Origin of the sequence: Stutzerimonas stutzeri, from assembly GCF_024448895.1 — a bacterium.
Classification (GTDB): domain Bacteria; phylum Pseudomonadota; class Gammaproteobacteria; order Pseudomonadales; family Pseudomonadaceae; genus Stutzerimonas; species Stutzerimonas stutzeri_Q.
Window position 1 is genome coordinate 109,351 of record NZ_JAMOIC010000010.1, and the last position, 17,755, is coordinate 127,105.

The 17,755-nt window shown below is 55.6% G+C and carries 18 protein-coding genes and 4 tRNA genes; 7 read left to right on the plus strand and 15 right to left on the minus strand.

Translation table 11 applies throughout. The features are described 5' to 3' along the window. Position 1: 1 nt before the first annotated feature. From flgC to NA619_RS13760, 4 genes are all read right to left on the minus strand, one after another. Entirely contained in the window at positions 2-445 is a 444-nt protein-coding gene (flgC, locus tag NA619_RS13745) for a flagellar basal body rod protein FlgC (RefSeq protein WP_222911445.1), read from the minus strand. Positions 446-459: 14 nt separating this feature from the next. Beyond that, positions 460-864, minus strand: coding sequence for a flagellar basal body rod protein FlgB (gene flgB / locus NA619_RS13750; protein WP_255962411.1), 405 nt, complete (start codon positions 862-864; stop codon positions 460-462). Positions 865-1,065: 201 nt separating this feature from the next. Beyond that, positions 1,066-1,890 (minus strand): protein-glutamate O-methyltransferase CheR, encoded by an 825-nt coding sequence (gene cheR, locus NA619_RS13755; RefSeq protein WP_255962412.1) that lies wholly within the window; start codon positions 1,888-1,890, stop codon positions 1,066-1,068. A 37-nt stretch (positions 1,891-1,927) separates the two neighbouring features. Beyond that, positions 1,928-2,860, minus strand: coding sequence for a chemotaxis protein CheV (locus NA619_RS13760; RefSeq protein WP_255962413.1), 933 nt, complete (start codon positions 2,858-2,860; stop codon positions 1,928-1,930). 95 nt (positions 2,861-2,955) lie between these two features. On the opposite strand from NA619_RS13760, the gene flgA reads away from it, so the two are divergent. The 4 genes from flgA (at position 2,956) to NA619_RS13780 (ending at position 5,479) form a co-directional block, all read left to right on the plus strand. Next, a complete protein-coding gene (flgA, locus tag NA619_RS13765; RefSeq protein WP_255962414.1) occupies positions 2,956-3,696 on the plus strand; it encodes a flagellar basal body P-ring formation chaperone FlgA in 741 nt (246 codons plus the stop codon). 103 nt (positions 3,697-3,799) lie between these two features. Beyond that, complete coding sequence (flgM, locus tag NA619_RS13770) at positions 3,800-4,126, plus strand: flagellar biosynthesis anti-sigma factor FlgM (RefSeq protein WP_255962415.1); 327 nt, start codon at positions 3,800-3,802, stop codon at positions 4,124-4,126. Between the two features lie 60 nt (positions 4,127-4,186). Then, on the plus strand, positions 4,187-4,657 hold the full coding sequence (locus NA619_RS13775) for a flagella synthesis protein FlgN (protein WP_255962417.1): 471 nt from the start codon (positions 4,187-4,189) through the stop codon (positions 4,655-4,657). A 72-nt stretch (positions 4,658-4,729) separates the two neighbouring features. Then, positions 4,730-5,479, plus strand: a complete 750-nt coding sequence (locus NA619_RS13780; protein ID WP_255962418.1) for a flagellar brake protein — start codon at positions 4,730-4,732, stop codon at positions 5,477-5,479. A gap of 138 nt (positions 5,480-5,617) precedes the next feature. On the opposite strand, the gene NA619_RS13785 is transcribed toward NA619_RS13780, so the two are convergent. Further along, positions 5,618-5,694 (minus strand) — tRNA-Arg (locus tag NA619_RS13785). Between the two features lie 550 nt (positions 5,695-6,244). Here NA619_RS13785 and NA619_RS25240 point away from each other — a divergent pair. Both NA619_RS25240 and NA619_RS13790 read left to right on the plus strand, forming a co-directional pair. Then, positions 6,245-6,427 (plus strand): PA3371 family protein, encoded by a 183-nt coding sequence (locus tag NA619_RS25240; protein WP_423836835.1) that lies wholly within the window; start codon positions 6,245-6,247, stop codon positions 6,425-6,427. Between the two features lie 207 nt (positions 6,428-6,634). Then, the gene (locus tag NA619_RS13790) at positions 6,635-6,961 is read left to right on the plus strand and encodes an Arc family DNA-binding protein (RefSeq protein ID WP_158189216.1); all 327 of its coding nucleotides are present in this window, start codon (positions 6,635-6,637) and stop codon (positions 6,959-6,961) included. A 188-nt stretch (positions 6,962-7,149) separates the two neighbouring features. Here NA619_RS13790 and NA619_RS13795 read toward each other — a convergent pair whose 3' ends face one another. The 4 genes from NA619_RS13795 to mgtE form a co-directional block, all read right to left on the minus strand. Beyond that, positions 7,150-8,286 (minus strand): sodium ion-translocating decarboxylase subunit beta, encoded by a 1,137-nt coding sequence (locus NA619_RS13795; protein WP_255962419.1) that lies wholly within the window; start codon positions 8,284-8,286, stop codon positions 7,150-7,152. A gap of 10 nt (positions 8,287-8,296) precedes the next feature. After that, positions 8,297-10,078, minus strand: coding sequence for a sodium-extruding oxaloacetate decarboxylase subunit alpha (gene oadA, locus NA619_RS13800; protein WP_255962420.1), 1,782 nt, complete (start codon positions 10,076-10,078; stop codon positions 8,297-8,299). Positions 10,079-10,100: 22 nt separating this feature from the next. After that, entirely contained in the window at positions 10,101-10,343 is a 243-nt protein-coding gene (locus NA619_RS13805) for an OadG family protein (protein WP_255962421.1), read from the minus strand. Between the two features lie 136 nt (positions 10,344-10,479). Continuing rightward, positions 10,480-11,928: a magnesium transporter gene (mgtE, locus tag NA619_RS13810; RefSeq protein WP_255962422.1), complete on the minus strand. Its 1,449-nt coding sequence runs from the start codon at positions 11,926-11,928 to the stop codon at positions 10,480-10,482. A 317-nt stretch (positions 11,929-12,245) separates the two neighbouring features. Here mgtE and NA619_RS13815 point away from each other — a divergent pair, with 317 nt between their 5' ends. Further along, entirely contained in the window at positions 12,246-12,734 is a 489-nt protein-coding gene (locus NA619_RS13815) for a DUF4124 domain-containing protein (RefSeq protein WP_255962423.1), read from the plus strand. 50 nt (positions 12,735-12,784) lie between these two features. Here NA619_RS13815 and NA619_RS13820 read toward each other — a convergent pair. The 6 genes from NA619_RS13820 to alaS form a co-directional block, all read right to left on the minus strand. Further along, positions 12,785-12,861, minus strand: a tRNA-Arg gene (locus NA619_RS13820). A gap of 68 nt (positions 12,862-12,929) precedes the next feature. Then, positions 12,930-13,006 (minus strand) — tRNA-Arg (locus tag NA619_RS13825). A gap of 109 nt (positions 13,007-13,115) precedes the next feature. Further along, positions 13,116-13,206, minus strand: a tRNA-Ser gene (locus tag NA619_RS13830). 62 nt (positions 13,207-13,268) lie between these two features. Continuing rightward, on the minus strand, positions 13,269-13,454 hold the full coding sequence (csrA, locus tag NA619_RS13835) for a carbon storage regulator CsrA (protein WP_003283978.1): 186 nt from the start codon (positions 13,452-13,454) through the stop codon (positions 13,269-13,271). Between the two features lie 183 nt (positions 13,455-13,637). Next, complete coding sequence (locus NA619_RS13840) at positions 13,638-14,873, minus strand: aspartate kinase (RefSeq protein ID WP_255962424.1); 1,236 nt, start codon at positions 14,871-14,873, stop codon at positions 13,638-13,640. Between the two features lie 129 nt (positions 14,874-15,002). Next, complete coding sequence (alaS, locus tag NA619_RS13845) at positions 15,003-17,627, minus strand: alanine--tRNA ligase (RefSeq protein ID WP_255962425.1); 2,625 nt, start codon at positions 17,625-17,627, stop codon at positions 15,003-15,005. Positions 17,628-17,755: the final 128 nt, after the last annotated feature.

Sequence of the window (17,755 nt, forward strand, 5' to 3'; positions counted from 1 at the left end):
GTTACTGACCCAGGGTCAGAACTTTCTGAAGCATGGTCTTGGCCGTGTTCATCAACTCGGCGTTAGTCTGGAATGAACGGCTCGCGGAAATCATGTCAGCCATCTCTTCAACGACATTGACGTTCGGGTAGTACACGTACCCTTCTTCATTCGCTGCCGGATGATTAGGCTCATAGCGCGCCTGTAGCTCACTCTGGTCTTCAACCACACCAAGCACCTGAACCCCAGCACCTGCCTGATTCTGCTCGGCGAAGAGCGATTGGTCCGGCTGACCATTCGCCTGCTGGAGCATGGTTGCGAAAACCGGGTGCCGTGCGCGGTAGGTCTGGTCAACGCTGGACGACACCGTTTCGGCGTTGGCAATGTTGCTGGAAATTGTGTTCAGGCGCGTGCTCTGAGCACTCATGCCGCTGCCGGCAATATTGAATACGCTGCTAAGGGACATGGCTTTCGCTCCTCTTATTCGCCGCGCAGGGCGCTCATCAGCCCCCTGAACTTACTGTTGAGCAAGGTGAAACTTGCTTGAAAGTCGATAGCATTTTCGGCATAGGCTGCCTGCTCTACCTGAGCGTCTACAGTGTTCTGGTCGAGCGATGCATGTGCAGGCGTTCGAAATCGCAAACCGGGATCGGCAATTTCCATCCCTTGGGCCGCTATGTGCTTGCTACTGGTGGTAGCGACACCAAAACCGCCTTGATTTTTGCTTTGCTGAGCAGCGAGTACAGAGCCGAACTCGAGGTCCCTGGCTTTGTAGTTAGGGGTGTCGGCGTTGGCGATATTGTTTGCGAGCACTTCTGCGCGTTGAGCGCGAAAACCAAGCGCTTTTTCGTGGATGCCAAGTGCCTTGTCGAAACTGATGCTCATGATCTGGCCCTCTGCCGGATACAGTCTGCTTAGCAAACGTATAGCAAAGGCCGTGCCATTTAATCAGGTCTATGATTTGTAAGGGATTTACAGGATGGCGCGAGGGGTAAGACGTCAAAAGCGGCAACGAATTACCAGTTCGTTGCCGGTTATGCGCTGCGCGATGACGGTTTTCTGCCGCCGTCTCGCCTGGACGAATGGCTACTTGGCCTTATAGATGATTCCCGGGCTGCACTGAACCATTTGGTACAGCTCTGGCAGGCCGTTTAATGCCTCAGACGCGCCGAGAAACAGATAACCACCCGGCTTCAAGGTCGCGTGGATCCGTTTGAGAATATCTTTCTTCACGTCTGCCGAAAAATAGATGAGCACATTGCGGCAGAACACGATGTCGAACTTTCCAAGTACCGCATAGCTATCTAGCAGGTTCTGCACACGAAATTCGACGCGGCTTCGGACTGCCGGCTTCACCACCCAACGACCGGGCGTCTTTACATCGAAATATCGCTGCAAGCGCTCGCTCGACAACCCACGAGCGATCGCCAGGCTGTCGTATTCGGCTGCTTTGGAAGCCGCAAGCATTGTTCCAGAAAGTTCGGTCGCCACGATCTGCACAGCCGTCTTGGGCTGACTCGGACTGTTGCGCTCGAATTCGTCGACGGTCATCGACAACGAATAGGGCTCCTGGCCTGAAGAACAGGCGGCAGACCATATACGCAAGCGCTGCCCTGGCGCGCTTTTGAGCAGCTCAGGTAGCACGCGACTGCGCATTACCTCGAACGGGTATGTATCCCGAAACCAGAGCGTCTCATTGGTCGTCATCGCATCGACGACCTGCTCGCGCAAGCCACTACGTGGCTGGGCCTGGATCTTCCTGACCAGATCACCCACGGTCTTGAGGCCCTGCTGCTCCATCAGCTTATTTAGCCTGCTGGAGACGAGGTACTGCTTGTTGTTGCCCAGCAGAATGCCGCAAGTCTTCTCGAGGAAGACGCGGAACTGATCGAAATCCGGATCATCTGACACTAATAAAGCCCACCAGTCGTAATGAGAGGACGACGCCTCATTTCCTATCCGTAGCCCGGATCCGTTCTATTACTCGGTTGGCCAGATCATCCGCCTGAAACTTGGCAAGAAAATCGTCAGCACCAACTCGTTTGACCATGCTCTGATTGAATACCCCAGACAATGAAGTATGCAGCAGGATATGGATGTCACGCATGGCAGGATCTTGCCGCACTTCTGTCGTTAGCGTGTATCCGTCCATCTCTGGCATCTCGATGTCGGAAATCATCATCACGAATTCGTCCGACGGCTTCTTGCCATCTGCAACCAGCTTTTGCAGATAGGTCAATGCCTGGCGCCCGTCATTCTGCGCGACAACTTCAATGCCCAGATTCTGTAGACAACGAATGATCTGTTTCCGTGCAACGGACGAATCATCGACGATCAACACTCTACTGGTCGAAGCCTTGCTGCTGGTCTCCTCGTCCGCAATGCTCACCGAAAGCTGTTCGGATACTGGCGCCACTTCAGCCAGGACTTTCTCGACATCGATGATCTCGACCATCTGGCCGTCCAGGTGAGTAACGGCCGTCAAATAATGATCGTTTCCTACGCCCTTCGGTGGAGGAAGGATCGACTCCCAGTTCATATTCACAATTCGTTCGACCGAGCGCACCAGGAAGCCGAGCACCTTGGTGTTGTATTCGACGATGATCGCAAAGCTGTTGGGCAGGTCTTGCAGGGCTGGTTTTCCAGTCGCCAAAGACAGGTCGAGGATCGACAGAGTATTACCGCGGATGTTGGCAACCCCACGCACGACCGGGCTTGACCTGGGCATGATGGTCAGACGCGGACATTGCAGCACCTCTTTGACCTTGAATACGTTGATGCCGTACAGCTGCTTGTCATCGAGCCTGAACAACAGTAGCTCCAGACGATTCTGCCCGACCAGCTGGGTACGCTGGTTAACCGAATCCAATACACCGGCCATGCCAGTTCCCTCGTGCTTGCGATTGTTAATGTCACACGTCACAGGCTGTGAGCTAACGGCACGCCCTTTGCTTCTGCCATGACATGAATACACAGATGACTATTTTCCGGCATCCATGCAAGGCGCTTAAGCAAGCGTTCCTGATACCGATTCTTTGCGGCCTCGTCCAGCTGGCTGACGCAGCAAGCATTACGCGACCTGAACAGCTTATCGACGCTACCCGCGAGTTTCTTGAGCAGGAAGTAGGCAACTATTTGCAGCGTAGTCAAATTCAGGCCCGGCATGAAATAGAAGTCAACCGACTGGACCCGCGCCTGCGGCTCGCCGCCTGCGACCAACCATTGCAGGCGAAGCTTGAAAGCCCCGCACAGCCGGTCGGCCGCACAACCGTCAGGGTCAGTTGTACAGGCACTGCGCCCTGGTCTGTCTTCGTGCCAGCGCAGGTTCATCTTTACCGCGACGTAATCGTCGCCCGCCGACCACTGGCGCGTGACACCATCATCCAACAGGCAGACGTCACTCTTGCTGAACGGGACGTGAGCCTGCTGAATCAAGGCTACCTCACGGCGTTTGATCAAGTGCTGGGCAACAAGGTGAGCCGCCCCGCCCTTCCTGATCAGGTCCTACCGCCCGCCTATATCTCGGCTGCAGAAATAATTCGCAAAGGCGACCAGGTAGTAATCACCGCGAAAAATTCGTCGATTAATGTGAGAATGCCTGGAGAAGCTTTATCCGATGGCGCCCTCGGCACGCAGATTCGCATCAAGAATCAACGATCTGGCCGAACGATCAAGGCGCGCGTCATCGGTCCCGGGCAGGTGGAGGTCGCAATGTAGTCCTTGAAGTTTGCGGCGCTGCATCTGCTCGAAATAAAGCTAAAGTTTCCCTTGGCTTTGCCGAAAAGCAGGCAAGCGTCCTGACTTATTCGAGGTTTCGATCATGGCTATCGAGTTCAACCGGCCTAACAGTGCCGTCAATTCATCCAGCAGCAGTCGCACCAGCACTGTCCAAAACGCTGAGCGACCAGCTGCTCAACAGAATGCCGAAGCACTAAAGAGCACTACCAGCACTACAGTATCTGGCGAGAGTATTCAACTCAGTCCAGAAGCGCAGCGGCTTCAGCAGACCACTGAAAAACTCAATCAACAGCCGGCTGTGGATCAGGAGCGTGTTGCTCAGATCAAACAGGCAATCGCCGAAGGTAGCTATCAGGTGGACAGCCAGCGAGTGGCGTCCAAGCTACTGGCATTTGAAAGCCAGCGCTGATACTTGGCGACTGATACTTAGCGATAAGTGCCGGCGAGCGTGAATGCGTTAGAGGCCACAATGCAAGACACCGAATTGCTCCAGCAGCTTGTTGAAGATATCGGCTCGGCCCGTAAGCTTCTTGAGCTCACAGATACAGAATACCAAGCCCTGGCAGAGCGAAATCTTGCCGGGCTGGAGCAGTTGCTCACGCAAAAGCAGGCATTGCTTGCGCTGCTCAGCCAGCACGGAGCAATGCGGAGCCAAACGCTCGCCAAAGCGCAACTAAGCGCAGACCGAAACGGACTTATTGCATTCGCCTCAGCATCTTCCATTGGTGAAGATATCGTCGCTCAGGCGAGCCAGCTCGACGAAATACTCGGAGCATGCCGAAACGCGAACGAGCGCAACGGTAAACTGATACGTGCTAATCAGAGCGCTGTAGGCAGCATGCTCAAGGTTCTGCAGGGCACCAGCCAGACTCCCGACCTGTACGACCGTCGTGGATCTACTGCTAGAAGCGCCTACCAACGGCCACTCAGCCAAGCCTGAACCAGATACAGCTCAACAGAATCAAACTGCTATCATGCGGCTGACGTCTTACATGCCGGAGAGCACAATCAAGTGTCCAATCCTTTTGCCGAGGATGAAGGTCCCCAGCCTCCTCAGACTCTCAAGACAGCAGTCGAAATCCACGCGAACCTTCGTCCGCTGCTCGATTACCACATTCCGTTACAGCTTCGATTTTTAGAGCGCAACCAGCGCTATCAGACCTATCTGATTGAGATCAACCGTGAAAAAGGCTGGGTGGCCCTAGACGAGCTGATTCCAAGCGATGGTGACCGACTAATGGCGTCCGGTGAGCCGTTTCAGGTCGAGGGGTACTACGAGGGAGTGCGCATCGCCTGGGACATTCAGTCTTCGGTACACATTGGCGAGCTGGATGAAGCGCGCTGTTACTGGGCGCCGATGCCCGAGCAGATCCTCTACCACCAACGTCGCAATGCATTTCGCGCAGCCCTCAATGGCCAGCCAATCGCCGCTGAGCTGAGCGGGAAGACGATCCGGAAACCCATATCAGGCAAAGTACTGGATATGTCGGCCACCGGATGCAAATTGAGCTTTCCGGGAAATCTGCAAACAGGGCTACAGGCGGGCCAGGTATACGATCAACTGTCGGCCAAATTGCCATTTGGCACGATCACTACTGCTGCAGAATTACGGCATGTCGTCTTCGATGAAAAACTCGATCTGACTTTTTGCGGAATGCGCTTTTACCGCATCAGTGGCTTGACCCAGCGACAAATCGAGCGATTCGTTTACCAGCTGCAACGTGAAGCACGACGAGATCAGGCAAGTGATCGCTTTAGCTGACTACTCGCCACCTGCATACCCTCGCCCTAGCACCTGACTAAGAAAGATCGAGCTAGCCGAAAGGCTAGCCGGTAATTCCGGCTGTGCGGCGTTTAGCAGCTAGGTGACGGTCAATAGGGAATTTTGCTGGATCGGTACTGGTGTCCCAGGCGAGGTTCGAACTCACAACCTTCCCCTTAGGAGGGGGATGCTCTATCCAATTGAGCTACTGGGACAGGATGGGCGGCAGCATGTTAGCGATCATCCGCCCGTTTGTCATGTGCCCCCTTGCTGCATTTGCACCGGTCATGACGCACTCTATGACGCCATCGAAACAATTCTACGATTACCCGGAACTAAAAACACAGAAGCGCATCTCGGGATCTTGCAACTTGCACGACCCTGAACGGGGCGTCTTGCAATTCGCATGGAAAAGCCATACGGAAAAAACTTAAGCTGTTGATAAATATACGTTTTATTTCAATAACGGGCTGGCACGCCAGATGCTTAATGTATTTGACCCCATGCGACGGAGACGCCCGATGCTACGCCCAGCCCATTTTCTCAGCACTGCACTTTTAGCTGCGTTCGCCATACCGCTCCTAGACGCGATGCCGAAGGCCGAGCAGCAGTCGGCTACCGCGGCACTGGCCCCGATGAGCATTAACAGGGTGGCAGTACCTGCGAAAACCATTAGCAACACCGGACCGCTCCAAACCGCTGAGCCGCAGCGGTGGGTGTTCTAAAGACAGTGATTGATAAAGATAGGTTCTGAAGGAGATCGAAATGTCTGTTTATGGATGCGTATTTTTAGTTCTTTGCATGCTGTCTGGGCTGATGGGCATGGGTGTCAATCTTCCAGGCCATTGGGACATCGTTGCTGAAGGATTCACTGCATTGTTTGGTACGTTCTTCGTGATATCTCTCGTACTAGGCCGGCGTATCAAATTCGACCCAATTCTCCGGTAGCGTTCTCGCTATTTTGGCATCCGGTCACAATAAAGGCTTTTAGCCATCACTCTCTCTTCTACAAGTGATTTTGTCGTCGTACAATTGACGTCATTAAGTCGCCTTCAACTTTTCAGTAGTTCGTGGAACAGCACGCGCTGTTTGGTGTCAGACCGGTGACTAGAACGGCACTAAGCCACCATCTCCCACCTGACTATCCGGTTTAATATGCGCCCTATGAAGCAGGCAGTTTATTCCAGCCGAACGGCTGACAAATTCGTGGTTCGGCTACCAGACGGGATGCGAGAGCGTATCGCCGAGGTGGCACGCAATCATCATCGCAGCATGAACTCGGAAATCATCGCGCGTCTGGAGCAGAGTCTTTTACAAGAAGGCGCGCTTGATGACGATTCGACGATGCGCCTGGACAGTCCTGAACTGACCCTACACGAACGCGAACTGCTTCAACGCTTCCGCCAACTGGCACACCGTCAACAGAACGCTCTGATAGCGCTTATCGCACAAGATACCGAAGCTGCGAAAGACGAAGACTGAAGCACTATAGATAGCCTGCGACCGCTCCTTAACGCCTCGGCATTGCCGGGGCGCTTGTCGTTAAGCAGTTGCAATGCGCGCAAGCAAGCGATACTAGTTGGATCACTTCAAGCGACGCAAAAAAATGCCTGGATCTTTCGATCCAGGCATTCAGCTGACTAGGACAGCTCACAAGCGCTCGATAGCGTTTAGCCTACAAAGCTAAGCAGCACTCCAGCTGCGACAGCAGAGCCAATTACCCCTGCCACGTTCGGCCCCATGGCGTGCATGAGCAGGAAATTTTGTGGATTAGCTTCCAGCCCGACCTTGTTCGACACCCGGGCGGCCATAGGCACAGCCGAGACGCCCGCTGATCCGATCAGGGGATTGATCTTGTTGGCACTGAACATGTTCATGAACTTCGCCATCAAGACGCCAGCGGCTGTGCCGCCACAAAATGCGACCATGCCAAGCACCAGGATCCCAAGCGTCTTCATCTGCAGGAAAGCCTCAGCGGAAAGCTTTGAGCCTACAGTGAGCCCTAGCGCAATGGTGACGATGTTGATCAACGCGTTGCGGGAAGTATCGGCCAATCGATCCACCACTCCGCACTCACGCAGCAGATTTCCGAACGCGAACATACCAACCAACGGAGCGGCGTCTGGTAACAGCATGCCAACCAGCAACGCAAGCATGAGCGGGAACACTATTTTTTCCGTCTGGCCCACTGGCCGCAGCTGCGTCATGACGATGGCGCGCTCTTCCTTGGTCGTCAGTGCACGCATGATGGGTGGCTGGATCAAAGGCACCAATGCCATGTAGGAATATGCGGCGACAGCGATCGGACCCAACAAATGAGGCGCAAGCTTTGCCGTGACGAAAATGGATGTCGGGCCGTCAGCGCCCCCGATAATGGCGATTGACGCCGCTTCACGCAGCGTGAACTCCATACCCGGAATACCCATCGCGGCCAGGCCCAACGCACCGAGCAAAGTGGCGAAAATGCCGAACTGCGCAGCAGCACCGAGCAACAGAGTTTTCGGGTTAGCCAGCATCGGACCAAAGTCGGTCATCGCTCCCACACCCATAAAGATCAGGAGGGGAAACACACTGGTCGGCAGGCCAACTTCATAGAACAGGTGGAGTATCCCCGCCCCCTCCCCCATGTTGGCGACTGGAATGTTGGCTAGCACACCGCCGAAACCTATCGGAATGAGCAACAAAGGCTCGAAGCCCTTTCGAATCGCCAGATAGATCAGCGCCAGACACACCACGATCATTAATAACTGGCCAGCCTCCAGGTGATAGAGGCCTGTGCTGTGCCACAGCTTGAGCAACTTATCCATGCAGCACTCCTTACGCGATTGTCAGCAGGCAGTCGCCCACCGACACCGCATCGCCAACCTTGACGCTCACACCTGAGACGGTGCCGGCCTTGAATGCACGGATTTCAGTTTCCATCTTCATCGCTTCCAGGATAAGGACGAGATCCCCCTCCTGAACCACCTGTCCTGGCTGCACGAGAACCTTGAAGATATTGCCAGCCAATGGCGCTGACTGTGGTTCGCCTTTGCCAGCTGCTGGCACCGAGGCGGCAGCGGGCGCCAGGCCTGAGTCGGTGCCAACCGGTTTGATGCCTTCGATATCGCCACCTTCGTTGACCTGAACAACGAATGACTTCCCGTTGACCTCGACCGTGTAGACCTCTGGTCCGACTGCTTCGCGCACCACTTGCTCATTGCCGGTCGGCATCGGTTCGAATGCTGCAGCATTCCCCCGGTTCTCCAGAAACTTCAGGCCGATCTGAGGAAACAAAGCGTAGGTCAGTACATCGTCAATTTCGTCCTTGGCCAGCTTGATGCCTTTGTCCTGAGCCACTCCTCTTAGCTCGGCCGTCAGTTTTTCCATTTCCGGCTGCAGCAGGTCAGCCGGACGACAAGTGATAACCTCCGCACCGTCAAGAACGCGCTGCTGGAGCTCGGTGTTGAATGGTGCCGGTGCGGACCCATACTCGCCTTTGAGGATGCCCGCCGTTTCTTTGGTAATGGACTTATAGCGCTCACCCGTGAGCACGTTGATGACTGCTTGGGTGCCGACGATCTGCGACGTCGGTGTAACCAACGGGATAAAGCCCAGATCCTCGCGTACCCGAGGAATCTCAGCCAGGACCTGGTCGAATTTATCGAGAGCCCCCTGCTCTTTCAGCTGACCCTCCATGTTGGTCAGCATGCCGCCCGGCACCTGAGCGACGAGGATGCGAGAGTCGACGCCTTTGAGCGTGCCTTCGAACTTTGCATATTTTTTGCGCACCTCCCGGAAGTACGCAGCGATTTCCTCGAGCAGCTCGAGATTGAGCCCGGTATCTCGCTCCGTGCCCTGAAAAATTGCCACGACTGATTCCGTTGGCGAGTGCCCATAGGTCATGGAGAGTGAAGAGATGGCGGTATCGACGTTATCGATGCCCGCTTCTACCGCTTTGAGAATGGCTGCGGTGGAGAGGCCGGCAGTCGCATGACACTGCATATGAATGGGGATGGACAGAGTCGCCTTAAGACGCGACACGAGTTCATACGCCTTGTAGGGGGTCAGAATCCCAGCCATGTCCTTGATCGCAACAGAATCGGCACCCATGTCCTCAATCTGCTTTGCCAAATCGAGCCACATGTCCAAGGTATGCACGGGGCTGGTGGTGTAAGAAATGGTGCCTTGAGCATGCTTGCCGTTTTGTTTGACGGCACGAAGAGCAGTTTCCAGGTTGCGGGCGTCGTTCATCGCATCAAACACACGAAATACATCGACGCCGTTAACCGCTGCGCGCTCGACGAACTTCTTTACCACATCGTCAGCATAGTGCCGGTAACCGAGAAGGTTCTGGCCGCGTAGCAGCATTTGCTGACGGGTATTGGGCATCGCCTTTTTCAGCTCGCGGATGCGTTCCCAAGGGTCTTCACCGAGATAGCGAATGCACGAGTCGAAGGTAGCGCCACCCCATGATTCGACCGACCAGAAGCCGACCTGGTCCAGTTTGCCGGCAATCGGCAGCATGTCTTCAAGTCGAACACGGGTCGCGAGAATGGATTGATGCGCATCACGAAGCACCACATCGGTGATGCCGAGCGGTTGTTTGGCAGAGGTCATGACGGGAACTCCCTGTACTGGGTCAACCACGACGAGCGCGGTGCTGATGGATGGCTGTCTGAATAGCCGCTACGAGATCGGCATCCACTTCGGTCGCAGCAGGACCATTTGATACTGGCTCGACTGGCGGCGCACTTTCGAAGCGACCAATCACAGACGACATCATGCGAATGCAGACAATCAACAACACGAGGAAAACGAAGACGGAACCTATGCCGAACAGCATGAGTTCAACACCTTCGAGCAGGAGTTCGCTGGGGGTCATGGGATTCCCTTTAAATCAGCAGCTCGGGCCGCCTGTTATTCGCTTCAAGTTTGAGGCTTCGCTTATGCGAAACCTCCGAACAGTAGCCCGAATAATAGGCGTAAGGCAAACGCCAAGTCGCCGCAGATGGAAGGGATCAGAGGAGAAAAATGGTAGCCAGGCCCAGAAAAATAAAGAAGCCGCCGCTGTCTGTTACAGCGGTAATCATGACGCTGGCGCCCAGGGCCGGATCCCGCCCCATACGTGCCAGCGTTACAGGGATAAGAACACCCATCAGGGCTGCAAGCAGCAGGTTAAGCGTCATTGCCGCAGTCATGACCACACCCAATGACCAGCTTCCATAGAGCCAATACACCACTAAGCCTATAACGCCGCCCCATATCAAACCATTCAGCATGCCGACCCCCGCCTCCTTGCGCAGCAGGCGAGCACTATTGCCGGTTCCCATTTGGTCCAACGCCATAGCCCGGACAATCATGGTAATCGTCTGATTGCCAGAGTTTCCGCCGATCCCGGCGACTATTGGCATCAAAGCGGCCAGCGCCACCAGCTTTTCGATTGAACCGTCGAACAAACCAATAACGCGCGAAGCCAGAAATGCCGTTACCAGATTGATCGCCAGCCAGGCCCAACGATTGCGCAGCGACTTCCAGACGGAGGCGAAGATATCTTCCTCCTCGCGAAGGCCCGCCATGTTGAGGACTTCGCTTTCACTCTCCTCGCGAATGAGGTCGACCATTTCGTCAATGGTAAGTCGCCCGATCAGCTTGCCGCTCTTGTCCACGACTGGCGTCGAAACCAGATCGTATCGTTCGAATGCCTGCGCCGCCTCGTAGGCATCTTCATCCGGATGAAATGTAACCGGATCGCTGGCCATAACCTCAGCGACATGACGATCTGGATCATTGACCAGCAGACGCTTGATCGGCAGGACGCCCTTGAGCACCCCGTCATAGTCCACAACGAACAGCTTGTCGGTATGGCCAGGCAACTCCTTGAGTCGCCGCAGGTAGCGCAGCACCACTTCAAGACTCACGTCCTCACGGATCGTGACCATCTCGAAGTCCATCAGCGCACCGACCTGATCGTCTTCGTAGGAAAGAGCTGATCGCACACGCTCACGCTGCTGTGCATCGAGCGTCTCCATCAGCTCATGGACGACGTCCCTTGGCAGCTCCGCCGCCAGATCGGCCAGCTCGTCGGCATCCATCTCCTTGGCAGCGGCGAGCAGCTCGTGATCATCCATGTCAGCGATCAACGTCTCACGAACAGCGTCGGAGACCTCAAGAAGAATGTCGCCATCACGGTCAGACTTGACCAGCTGCCAGACCGTCAAGCGGTCATCGAGTGGCAACGCTTCGAGGATGTGTGCGATATCGGCGGGATGCAGTGCCTCAAGCTTGCGCTGGAGCTCTACCAGATTCTGGCGATGGACCAGATTCTCAACGACTTCCTGGTGCTGTCCGTCCTGACTTTGACGATGCGCCAGGTCTTCAACAATCCGATGACGCTGGAGCAGTTCGACTACTTGCGCCAAACGATCCTGAAGACTTTCCTGCGGTTTTTTTGCTTCTACTTCGGTCATGGCGCACTCCACCCCAGCGGTCGGCGCGCGCCAGGGGATCAATCATTCAAAACGTGATTGGCAAGCGAAATTTTGATGCGACTACTGGGCAAATCCATGAGAGGGATCCAGAGGCCCTGACGGGCGAACAGCGCAATAATACCACTGCAGACAGCAAGCACGACCGCGAAATGCTGGCAATACAACCGCTGGCGTAGCGTCGATGTATCTCGCCCGTTATCAATGTCGACGTATTCACGTTGTTCAAAGACACCGCAGCAAATGAATTAACAATTGGCTAGTCTGAAGATCGATCGATCGTCAAGGAGGACGAGACTATGAGCAAGCTGATCGCAGGGGGCTTTTGTGCCCTGCTCCTATGCGCCACCCCTACGCTCGCAGCCAGCATTTATCGCTGCAGTGACGCAGATGGCAACCTGACATTCACCAGGCAAGGCTGCCCCATCAACCACGCCTCTCAGATTCAGGAAGCGGCGAACCCGACACCCGGCTCAGGGAAAGCCGTGCCGTTAGCCAAACCGCTCAAGCAAAGAAAAGATCACGCCGATCGATCACCTCGAAGTCTTACCGTCGTCGGCGGGCAGGACGACGGATGCGGCAACCTGATTACAGGTAGTGAAAGACGGGACGCATTGATTAAACAGCAGATCCTTCCGGGCATGACCCGCGCAGACATCGAGAGCGCCTTTGGAAGTCCGGACACGGTTACGAGCCGCAATGGGAAGGTGCAATATCGCTACAGCGGAAAAGGCAGAACGCGCACAGTCAGCTTCGACCAGTACGGCTGCGTTGGCGGCAAACGCTAATTCGATTAAACGAAAAAAGGGCCTGCATTACTGCAGGCCCTTTTTCGATTTGGTGCACTCAGGAGGATTCGAACCTCCGACCGCTCGGTTCGTAGCCGAGTACTCTATCCAGCTGAGCTATGAGTGCATAGGCGCTTTTTAACCAGATCACCGCTGGTTACAACATCAAATTGCATTACTGCAATTCAACAAAGGTGGTGCACTCAGGAGGATTCGAACCTCCGACCGCTCGGTTCGTAGCCGAGTACTCTATCCAGCTGAGCTATGAGTGCACTGAGGGTGCGCATTATAAGTTTGTAAATTCGCTGGTCAAGCTCTTCGAATCAATGATTTACCATCAAAACCAGTCGCTAAACCGAACCACAACTCATCTCTGCAAAATGGCGGAGAGGGGGGGATTCGAACCCCCGACACCCTTTTGAGATGTACTCCCTTAGCAGGGGAGCGCCTTCGGCCACTCGGCCACCTCTCCGCAACACGGGGCGCATGATACCCATCTTAGCCCCGCTTGCAAAGCCAAAAATCACTTAAATTTTAATGGCTTGGTTCTTGATCTTTTTCTTTCTGGATCCGTTGATAAATCTCCTCGCGATGGACCGCCACCTCTTTGGGTGCATTCACTCCAATGCGCACTTGATTTCCTTTGACACCCAGTACAGTGACAGTCACATCGTCACCCACCATCAGGGTCTCTCCGACCCGGCGAGTCAGAATCAGCATTCCTTTCTCCTTAAAAACGGATTCAATTCAGTAAACAGTCTGCAAAGATAAAAACGGATAATGTTCCGTGAGACAGCGACCCTAGAGCCTTTCACCAGCTATTGACCAGCAACAACGAGTGTAAAGTTCCTTTTATTCCATCTAAATCGACGGAAGGCGCGAATTAATCGCTTTTTTGCCGGATCACTCACCTTTTCCGGCAGGTGCATCCAGTTCGAAAGCGGTATGAAGCGCCCTTACAGCCAGCTCCAGATACTTCTCTTCAATCACCACTGAAACCTTGATTTCAGAGGTAGAGATCATCTGGATGTTGATGTTTTCCTTGGCCAGCGCTTCGAACATACGGCTGGCGACACCAGCGTGAGAACGCATGCCTACGCCAACGATAGAGACCTTGGCGATATCCACGTCACCGATCACCTCGCGCGCGCCCATGTCCCGCGCAATGCCTTCAAGCACCTGCAGCGCGTTATGGTAGTCGTTCCGGTGTACGGTGAAGGTGAAATCGGTGGTGTTATCGTGCGCGACGTTCTGCACGATCATGTCCACCTCGACATTGGCCGAGCTGATCGGACCGAGGATCTTGAAGGCCACACCGGGTGTATCCGGCACACCACGAATGGTCAGCTTGGCTTCGTCACGATTGAAGGCGATGCCGGAAATGATGGGCTGTTCCATGGATTCCTCTTCATCAAGGGTAATGAGGGTTCCTGGACCCTCCTGAAAACTATGCAACACGCGCAGCGGCACGCTGTACTTGCCGGCGAATTCCACTGCACGAATCTGCAGCACTTTTGAACCGAGACTCGCCATCTCGAGCATTTCTTCAAAGGTGATCTTGTCGAGGCGCTGGGCCTTGGCCACCACCCGTGGGTCGGTGGTGTATACGCCGTCAACGTCGGTGTAGATCTGGCACTCGTCAGCCTTCAGAGCCGCCGCCAGCGCAACGCCAGTGGTATCCGAGCCGCCGCGGCCTAGGGTAGTGATGTTGCCCGCCTCGTCTACGCCCTGGAAGCCGGCGACGACAACCACACGGCCCGCCTTTAGCTCCTTGTGAATCTGCTGAGAGTCGATCTGCAGGATGCGGGCCTTGGTGTGAGCGCTGTCGGTGAGAATCCGCACCTGGCTCCCCGTGTAGGAAACGGCAGGTACTCCGATCTTGATCAAGGCCATCGCCAATAGGGCAATGGTGACCTGCTCGCCTGTCGACACCATCACGTCCAATTCACGGGCAACCGGCTGATCGTTGATCTGTTTGGCAAGATCGATCAAACGGTTGGTTTCACCGCTCATTGCCGAAACCACCACGACAATGTCGTCTCCGTTATCACGAAACTTCTTGACCTTCGCTGCCACTTGCTCGATGCGCTCGACGGAGCCCACAGAGGTGCCACCAAACTTCTGTACGATCAAAGCCATCTCATAGCCGCCTAAGCCCGTCACGGGCGCTTATTAATCATTCTTCCAAGCGAGGCGCTTAACCATCGCCCAACCGGCTCGCCAGCCAAACGTCTGCTGAAGACCGAGCGAGGCGAGCCTGCTCTCCAGCTAGGCGCTCTGCCCTACGAACACTTTTGCAATCGCCAGCGCCTCATCCAGCCGTCCCGCGTCGCTGCCGCCACCCTGCGCCATATCCGGCCTGCCGCCGCCTTTCCCGCCAACAACCGCAGCGGCTTGTTTCATCAGCTCACCAGCCTTAAGGCGGCTGGTTAGATCCTGCGTAACGCCAGCCACGAGCACTACCTTATCGTCCTGCACGCCGCCAAGCAGGATGACGCCGCTGCCGAGCTTGTTCTTCAACTGATCGACCAAGGCCAGCATTGCCTTGCCGTCCAGGCCACCGACACGCGCAGCCAGCGTCTTTACACCATTTACTTCAATAGCGGAGCCAGCGAGATCGTTGCCGGTGGCACTGGCCGCCTTGGCCTTGAGCTGCTCGAGCTCTTTTTCCAGCAGGCGGTTGCGCTCAAGCATCGCGCCAAGCTTGTCCAGCAGATTGTCACGGCTGCCTTTAACAAGCGCAGCTGCTTCTTTCAGCTGATCTTCGGCACTATTCAGATAGGTCAGGGCCTGTTCGCCAGTCAGTGCTTCGATGCGTCGGACGCCGGCAGCGACGCCGCCTTCACTGACGATCTTGAACAGCCCGATGTCTCCAGTGCGTTTGACGTGCGTGCCACCACACAACTCGACAGAGAAACCGCCCCCCATGGTCAGCACACGCACCTGATCACCGTACTTCTCGCCGAACAGCGCCATCGCGCCCTTACCCTTGGCAGTTTCGATGTCGGTCTCCTCGATCTCCACCGCCGTATTGGCGCGAATCTCGGCGTTGACCTTCTCTTCCAGGGCCTTCAACTGCTCGGGCTTGATTGCCTCGAAATGACTGAAGTCAAAACGTAGCCTCTGACTGTCGACGAGCGAGCCTTTCTGGCTGACGTGATCACCGAGAAGCTGCCGCAATGCGGCATGCAGAAGGTGAGTGGCAGAATGGTTCAGCGCTGTGGACTGACGTACCGAGGCGTCAACTGTGGCTTCAATGGTGGCGCCTACCTGTAGGCTGCCGCTGTCCAGGATGCCATGGTGCAGGAACGCACCACCGGCCTTGCTGGTATCCCGCACGTCGAAACGCAGGCCGTCAGCCGACAGATATCCGCAATCGCCAATCTGCCCGCCTGACTCAGCGTAGAAGGGCGTCTCGTCGAGCACGACCACGCCCTCTTCGCCCGCCGACAGGCTTTGCACCGCCATGCCTTCCTTGAACAGGGCCAGCACTTTGCCGGCGCCGGATGTCCCCAGGTAACCCGTAAAACGAGTTTCGCCTTCGACCTTGACCAGACTGTTGTAGTCCATGCCAAAGGCACTCGCCGAACGCGCGCGCTCGCGCTGGGCGTCCATTTCACGCTCGAAGCCTTCCTCGTCCAGCGTCAGCTCCCGCTCGCGGGCGATGTCTCCGGTCAGGTCGACAGGGAATCCGTAGGTGTCATACAGCTTGAAGATCAGCGCGCCCGGTATGACACCGCCCTGCAGCTCAGCCAGATCCTGTTCGAGGATCCTGAGGCCCTGCTCTAGCGTCTTGGCGAACTGCTCTTCTTCGGTCTTCAGCACACGCTCGATATGCGCCTGCTGAGTTTTAAGCTCGGTGAATGCATCGCCCATTTCCGCCACAAGCGCGGCGACGATCTTATGGAAAAAGCTGCCCTTGGCGCCGAGCTTGTTACCGTGACGACACGCGCGACGCACGATGCGGCGCAGCACATAGCCGCGACCTTCGTTGGAAGGCGTCACGCCGTCGGCTATCAGAAAGCCGCATGAACGGATGTGGTCAGCCACGACCTTGAGCGAAGCCTGCCCCTCGTTGCTGCAGCCAATTGCCTCGGCTGCGGCGTTCAGCAGACTCTGGAAGAGATCGATCTCGTAGTTCGAATTGACGTGTTGCAGCACGGCACTGATACGTTCCAGCCCCATGCCGGTGTCAACGCTAGGTGCCGGCAGCGGATGCATCACACCATCGGCGGTGCGGTTGAACTGCATGAACACATTGTTCCAGATCTCGATATAGCGGTCGCCGTCTTCCTCCGGGGAACCTGGCGGGCCGCCCCAGATATGCTCACCATGGTCAAAGAAGATTTCGGTGCAGGGACCGCAAGGACCGGTATCACCCATCGCCCAGAAATTATCCGACGCGTACGGTGCCCCCTTGTTATCGCCGATTCGAACCATGCGCTCCGCTGGAACACCAACCTCCTTGGTCCAGATGTCATACGCTTCGTCATCACTGGCGTATACGGTGACCCAGAGTTTTTCCTTCGGCAGATTCAGCCACTTCTCGGCGGTCAGAAACTCCCACGCGTAAGTAATGGCGTCGCGCTTGAAATAGTCGCCAAAGCTGAAATTTCCGAGCATCTCGAAGAAGGTGTGATGACGCGCGGTGTAACCGACGTTCTCCAGATCGTTGTGCTTGCCGCCAGCCCGAACGCATTTCTGGCTGGTGGTGGCGCGGGTATAGCCGCGCTTTTCCAGACCGAGAAAGCAGTCCTTGAACTGATTCATGCCGGCGTTGGTGAACAGCAGGGTCGGATCGTTCGCCGGAATCAGCGAACTGGAGGCCACGCGAGTGTGGCCCTTCTCTTCGAAGAAGCGGAGGAAGGCTTCACGGATTTCTGCGCTTTTCATAGATTTCTTCCAGAAGACAACGGCCGAACGGCTGTAAAACGACACGGCGGAACAGGACCGAAAGCCGGTTCACAACTACCCATGAGGATAGCCGGCAAAGGGCCGCATTATATCGGGCCGACGCCGCG

Bases quoted from the DNA above. Each gene is read 5' to 3' on its own strand.
- flgC (WP_222911445.1), bottom strand. From the start codon at position 445: ATGTCCCTTAGCAGCGTATTCAATATTGCCGGCAGCGGCATGAGTGCT.
- flgB (WP_255962411.1), bottom strand. From the start codon at position 864: ATGAGCATCAGTTTCGACAAGGCACTTGGCATCCACGAAAAAGCGCTT.
- NA619_RS13760 (WP_255962413.1), bottom strand. From the start codon at position 2,860: ATGGCCGGTGTATTGGATTCGGTTAACCAGCGTACCCAGCTGGTCGGG.
- flgA (WP_255962414.1), top strand. From the start codon at position 2,956: ATGACTATTTTCCGGCATCCATGCAAGGCGCTTAAGCAAGCGTTCCTG.
- flgM (WP_255962415.1), top strand. From the start codon at position 3,800: ATGGCTATCGAGTTCAACCGGCCTAACAGTGCCGTCAATTCATCCAGC.
- NA619_RS13775 (WP_255962417.1), top strand. From the start codon at position 4,187: ATGCAAGACACCGAATTGCTCCAGCAGCTTGTTGAAGATATCGGCTCG.
- NA619_RS25240 (WP_423836835.1), top strand. From the start codon at position 6,245: ATGTCTGTTTATGGATGCGTATTTTTAGTTCTTTGCATGCTGTCTGGG.
- NA619_RS13790 (WP_158189216.1), top strand. From the start codon at position 6,635: ATGCGCCCTATGAAGCAGGCAGTTTATTCCAGCCGAACGGCTGACAAA.
- NA619_RS13795 (WP_255962419.1), bottom strand. From the start codon at position 8,286: ATGGATAAGTTGCTCAAGCTGTGGCACAGCACAGGCCTCTATCACCTG.
- oadA (WP_255962420.1), bottom strand. From the start codon at position 10,078: ATGACCTCTGCCAAACAACCGCTCGGCATCACCGATGTGGTGCTTCGT.
- NA619_RS13805 (WP_255962421.1), bottom strand. From the start codon at position 10,343: ATGACCCCCAGCGAACTCCTGCTCGAAGGTGTTGAACTCATGCTGTTC.
- mgtE (WP_255962422.1), bottom strand. From the start codon at position 11,928: ATGACCGAAGTAGAAGCAAAAAAACCGCAGGAAAGTCTTCAGGATCGT.
- NA619_RS13815 (WP_255962423.1), top strand. From the start codon at position 12,246: ATGAGCAAGCTGATCGCAGGGGGCTTTTGTGCCCTGCTCCTATGCGCC.
- csrA (WP_003283978.1), bottom strand. From the start codon at position 13,454: ATGCTGATTCTGACTCGCCGGGTCGGAGAGACCCTGATGGTGGGTGAC.
- NA619_RS13840 (WP_255962424.1), bottom strand. From the start codon at position 14,873: ATGGCTTTGATCGTACAGAAGTTTGGTGGCACCTCTGTGGGCTCCGTC.
- alaS (WP_255962425.1), bottom strand. From the start codon at position 17,627: ATGAAAAGCGCAGAAATCCGTGAAGCCTTCCTCCGCTTCTTCGAAGAG.